The organism is Pseudacidovorax intermedius (assembly GCF_001476815.1).
In the GTDB taxonomy this organism is placed as follows: Bacteria; Pseudomonadota; Gammaproteobacteria; order Burkholderiales; family Burkholderiaceae_C; genus Xenophilus; species Xenophilus intermedius_A.
This window is the reverse complement of the sequence record NZ_LDSL01000222.1, coordinates 1-5,258: the sequence shown is the minus strand read 5'-3', so window position 1 is coordinate 5,258 and position 5,258 is coordinate 1. Positions and strand designations below refer to the sequence as shown.

Sequence of the window (5,258 nt, the reverse complement as noted above, 5' to 3'; positions counted from 1 at the left end):
GCTTCTGCGCGATCACCAGCTCGCCCAGGCGCAGCATGAAGCCGGCCAGGACCCGCAACAGGCCTGGCTGGCCGGCTTCATGCTGCGCCTGGGCGAGCTGGTGATCGCGCAGAAGCTGCCCGAGCGCATCGACGAGATCGAGCGCCTGCCCCACCTGGCGGGCGGGCGCTGGGAGCGCGAGCAGTCGATGCTCGGCTTCACCGAGGCCAGCGTGACCGCCGAACTGGCGCGGCGCTGGGACTTCCCGCAGCCGATCGCCCGGGCCCTGGAAACGGCCTCCGCCCCGCTCGACGCCGAGCCCTTCTGCCGCCTGGGCGGGCTGCTGCACCTCGCCACGCTGCTGGCCGAGCTGGCGCTGGACGAGCACAAGTCCAGCCAGGACGCCATCGGCGCGCTCCCGCCGGATCTGGTCGGCGCCCTGCAGCTCGATCCGCAATGGCTGATCGACCACATGCCCGAGGTCAGCAGCTTCATCGACACGCCGGTGCAGGCCTGAGCAAGGCCACAGCCACAGCCACAGCCACCGGCACCGTGCGACGGCCGGCTCCGGCGCGCACCGGACACCGGCACGCCATCGCGCCACGGCCCGGCCGTGCCCGCCAGCGCGCAGACGCGGCCTTGTCTGGCACAGAAGCGGTCACGAACTCGTAAGAATTCGCAACGCCATCCACGTGCGTGCGGCCCTGCGCTGCGCGCCTGCGGCGCCTCTTCCGCCGGCCTCCTCCTCCCTCCCCCCGCGATCCACACCATGTCGAGCTTCGCCAACGCGCCCGTTCCGCCCCCCGACGCCGTGGCCCCCGCTTCCACGGCTGGCGCCTGGCCGCCGGCCGGCGGCGAATGCGGCGGGCTGATCCGCAGCCGCGCTTGGCAGGACACGCCGCTCGGCGGGCTGGAGGACTGGCCCGTGACCCTGCGCACGACGGTGTCCAACATCGTCAACTCGCCGGTGCCCAAGGTGCTCGTCTGGGGCCCGGCGCAGATCACGCTCTACAACGACGCCTACCGCGCCCTGCTCGGCGACCGGCATCCGCAGGCACTCGGCAGCCCCGCGCAGTCGGTGTGGTCCGACAGCTGGGACTGGCACGGCGACGCGCTGTCGCGCTGCCGCCAGGGCGAGATCGTCTGCTTCCGCGAGCGCCCCATGACCCTGCTGCGGGACGGCGAGGCCTCGCCCAGCCCCAGCGTGCTGGACCTGTTCTACACGCCCGTCTTCGCCGCGGCCGACGCGGTGGAGGGCGTGATGTGCACCGTCGTCGACGTCACCCAGCGCGCCAGCCAGGCCGACGCCCTGCGGGTGAGCAACCGGCGCTTCCGCACCGCCATGGACGCGGTGCACGGCGTGCTCTGGACCAACAGCGCCGACGGCCGCATGACCGGCGACCAGCCCGGCTGGGCCGCCCTGACCGGGCAGACGCCCGCCGAGTACGAAGGCTACGGCTGGGCGCAGGCCCTGCATCCGGACGACGCCCAGGGCGCCATCGCCGCCTGGAATGCGGCGGTGGCCAGCCGCAGCATGTTCATTCACGAGCACCGGGTGCGCCGCCGCGACGGCGCGTGGCGCAACTTCGCGGTGCGCGGCCTACCCATGCTGCGGGCGGACGGCAGCATCGAGGAATGGGTGGGCGTGCACACCGACATCACCGAGCAGCGCGCTGCCGAGCGCAGCCTGCTGGCCCAGGCCACCGCGCTGGCGGCCGAGGTGCGCCAGCGCGAGCGGGCCGAAGAGCAGCTGCGCACCCTCAACGAGAACCTGGAGGCGCGCGTCATCGCCGAGATCGAGGAGCGGCACCGCGCCGAGGCCAAGCTGGCCCAGGCGCAGAAGCTTGAATCCATCGGCAAGCTGACCGGCGGCATCGCGCACGACTTCAACAACCTGCTGCAGGTCATCTCGGGCAGCCTGCACCTGCTGTCCAAGGACATCGCCGGCAACGACCGCGCCGAGCGCCTGGTGGGCAATGCGCTGGCGGGCGTGTCGCGCGGGGCCAAGCTGGCCTCGCAGCTGCTGGCCTTCGGCCGGCGCCAGCCGCTGGAGCCCCGCGTGGTCAACGCCACGCGCATGGTGCAGGGCATGGACGACATGCTGCGCCGCGCCATCGGCGGCGCGGTGGAGATCGAGACGGTGATCGGCGGCGGCCTGTGGAACACCTTCGTCGACCCGAACCAGATCGAGAACGCGGTGCTCAACCTGGCCATCAACGCGCGCGACGCGATGAACGGCTCCGGCCGGCTCACCATCGAGCTGGCCAACGTGCACCTGGATGAGGACTACGCCCGCCGACACGACGAGGTCTCGCCCGGCCAGTACGTGATGCTGGCCGTGTCGGACACCGGCTGCGGCATGCCCGCCGAGGTGATCGCCCGGGCCTTCGACCCCTTCTTCTCGACCAAGCCCGAGGGCAAGGGCTCGGGCCTGGGGCTGTCGATGGTCTACGGCTTCGTCAAGCAGTCCAACGGGCACATCAAGATCTATTCGGAAGTCGGCCACGGCACCACCGTCAAGCTGTTCCTGCCGCGCGCCATGCAGGCCGAGGACATGCCCGTGCGCCAGGACGCCGGCACCGTGACCGGCGGCGACGAGGTGATCCTGGTGGTGGAGGACGACGCCGAGGTGCGCGAAGTGGTGGTCGCCATGCTGTCCGACCTGGGCTACCGCGTGCTGCAGGCCTCCGACGCGGCCAAGGGCCTGGCGGTGATCGAAAGCGGCATTCCGGTCGACCTGCTGTTCACCGACGTGGTGATGCCGGGCAGCCTCAAGAGCCCCGAGATGGCGCGCCAGGCGCGGCTGCGCATCCCGCACCTGGCGGTGCTGTTCACCTCGGGCTACACCGAGAACTCCATCGTGCACGGCGGCCGGCTGGATGCCGGCGTGGAACTGCTGTCCAAGCCCTATTCGCGCGAGGCCCTGGCCCGCAAGGTGCGCCACCTGCTGGGCAACCGGGCCCAGCGGCAGGCGGCGCAGGCGGGTGCAGCGCCCGCTGCGGCGACGGTTGCCCCGGCAGCGGCATCGGCCGCGCCCTCCCCGGCGGCTTCGCCCGCGGCGCACACTGGTGCGGGGGTCGTGCTCTTCGTGGAGGACGACCCGCTGATCCGCGTCACCTCCGCTGCCATGCTGCTGGACGCCGGCTACACCGTCATCGAAGCCGGCAACGCCGAGGAGGCGACATGCCTCGCCCGACGGCACCGGCCGCAGGTGGTGGTGACCGACATCAACCTGCCCGGCGCATCGGGCACCGAGCTGGCGGCCCAGCTGCGCGGCGAGGACCCGTCGCTGGTCGTCATCTTTGCCAGCGGCGAAGCCTCCCCCTTGCCTCGTGGCGAGCTGAGCGGCAGCCTGATCCTGGGCAAGCCCTACACCTCCGCCGACCTCGTGGCGGCCGTGCAGTCGGCCCTGCAGCCGCGGCAGGAAAAGCGAGGCTGAGCGGCGGCGCCTTTCGGTCGACCGGTCGGCGCCGGGCCTGTGGATCGGCTCAGCCCGAGCCCGCCGCTCCAGCACAGGGGCGGCCCCGCAAGCCAGCGCATCTGGCGTTTGAGGCCACGAACCCGGGCACCGATAGAATGCGATCCATTCGCATTCAATGCCGCCAATCGGGTTTCCCGTGCCGTCCGACACCGCTCTCCTCCAGCAGCGCATCCACGTCCTCTACAGCGACCACCAGGGCTGGCTGCAGGCCTGGCTGCGCAAGAAGCTCGGCTGCCACCACCGCGCGCAGGACCTGACGCACGACACCTTCGTGCGCCTGCTCGGCGCCCGGCTGCCGCGCGAGCTGGAGGAGCCCCGGGCCTACCTCACCACCGTGGCGCGGCATGTGCTGTTCAACCACCAGCGGCGTCAGAAGCTGGAGCAGGCCTGGCTGGCCGAGCTGGCGCAGTTGCCGCCGGCCACCGTGCCCTCCGTCGAGGAGCGGGCCATCGTGCTCGAGACCCTGCTCGCCATCGACGCGCTGCTGCAGGGCCTGTCGACCCGGGCGCGGCAGGCCTTCCTGCTCAGCCAGCTCGACGGGCTGGGCTATGCCGACATCGCACAGGAGCTCGGCGTGTCGGTGAGCCGGGTGCGCCAGTACATGGCCCAGGCCCTCGCCCGCTGCTATGCCGCGCTCTGAGGCCGCCGCGCACCGGGGCCTGCCGGCGGCGCCGGACCCCGGCGATCCGGTGGCCGAGCAGGCCATCGCCTGGGCCGTGCAGCTGCAGTCCGGCACGGCCACCGCGGCCGACCGGGACGCCTTCGCCGCCTGGCAGCGCGCCGACCCCCGCCACGCCGCCGCCGCCGCGCACATGGCACGCGCGCTCGGCCGGCTGGACGCCCTGCCCGGAGGCGCCGGGACACGCCAGGCGCTGCACCGCAGCCTGCTGGCCGCACCGCCGGGCCGGCGCGCGGTGCTGCGCCACACGCTCGCCCTGGCGGCCGTGGGCGGCACGGGCGGGCTGCTGTGGCTCCAGGCGCAACGGCCGCTCGGCGGCCTGGTGGCGGACTTCTCCACCACCACCGGCGAGCGCCGCGTCGTCGCGCTGGCCGATGGCAGCCGGCTGTGGCTCAACGCGCGCAGCGCGGTCGACCAGCACTTCGACGCCGGCATCCGCCGACTGCGCCTGCGCACCGGCGAACTGATCGTCGAGGTGTCCCCCGACGGCGCGGGCCGCGCCTTCGTCGTCCAGACGCCGGAGGGCGAGGCCCGGGCGCTGGGCACTCGCTTCCTGGTGCGCCGCGAGGCCACGGACAGCCTGGTCGCCGTGCTGCACTCCGCCGTGCGGGTGTCGGCCGGTGCCGGCGCGCCGCTCACGCTGCATGCCGGCCAGAGCGCCCGCCTGACGGCCGGCGGTGTGCAGCCGGACACCCTGGCGCCCCAGGCCGCCAGTGCCTGGGAGGACGGCTTCGTCGAGGTCCACGACCGGCCGCTGCGCGAGGTGGTGGCGGCCCTGCAGCCCTACCGGCCCGGCGCGCTGCGCATCTCCGACGCAGCCGGCGCCCTGCGCGTGACCGGCAGCTTCCCGCTGGACGACAGCGACCGCAGCCTCGCGGCGCTGGCCCAGGCCCTGCCGATCACGGTGCACCGGCGCACGCCCTGGTGGATCGCCATCGATCTGCGCTGAGGCTGCCGCGCCACGGCGCCCGCGACACTTTTTTTCCCACCCCCCTGTCGTTTTTCTCCGCTCGCGGTTCATGGCTGGTGAACACCCCGGCTTCGGCCATTCCCCTGCCTTCGGAGGATCTCCCATGCGTTCCAGGCGTCCCGCCGCATTCCCCGCCCACCGGCCCCGTC

Annotated in this window: 4 protein-coding genes; all 4 read left to right on the top strand. The window is 73.2% G+C overall.

The window, feature by feature from the left end; translation table 11 throughout:
- Nucleotides 1–496: HDOD domain-containing protein (locus NS331_RS24580; protein WP_153013040.1), on the top strand; the 496-nt coding region annotated here is incomplete at its 5' end.
- A 252-nt stretch (nucleotides 497–748) separates the two neighbouring features.
- A complete protein-coding gene (locus NS331_RS24575) occupies nucleotides 749–3,418 on the top strand; it encodes a response regulator (protein WP_082702756.1) in 2,670 nt (889 codons plus the stop codon).
- Between the two features lie 178 nt (nucleotides 3,419–3,596).
- Nucleotides 3,597–4,100 carry a sigma-70 family RNA polymerase sigma factor gene (locus NS331_RS24570; protein ID WP_058644538.1) on the top strand — a complete coding sequence of 168 codons (504 nt, stop codon included), beginning with the start codon at nucleotides 3,597–3,599 and terminating at the stop codon, nucleotides 4,098–4,100.
- A complete protein-coding gene (locus NS331_RS24565) occupies nucleotides 4,087–5,088 on the top strand; it encodes a FecR family protein (protein WP_058644537.1) in 1,002 nt (333 codons plus the stop codon). Before NS331_RS24570 ends, NS331_RS24565 begins: the two co-directional genes overlap by 14 nt.
- Nucleotides 5,089–5,258: the final 170 nt, after the last annotated feature.

Coding starts and splice junctions, on each gene's coding strand:
- NS331_RS24575 (WP_082702756.1), top strand. CDS start 749: ATGTCGAGCTTCGCCAACGCGCCCGTTCCGCCCCCCGACGCCGTGGCC.
- NS331_RS24565 (WP_058644537.1), top strand. CDS start 4,087: ATGCCGCGCTCTGAGGCCGCCGCGCACCGGGGCCTGCCGGCGGCGCCG.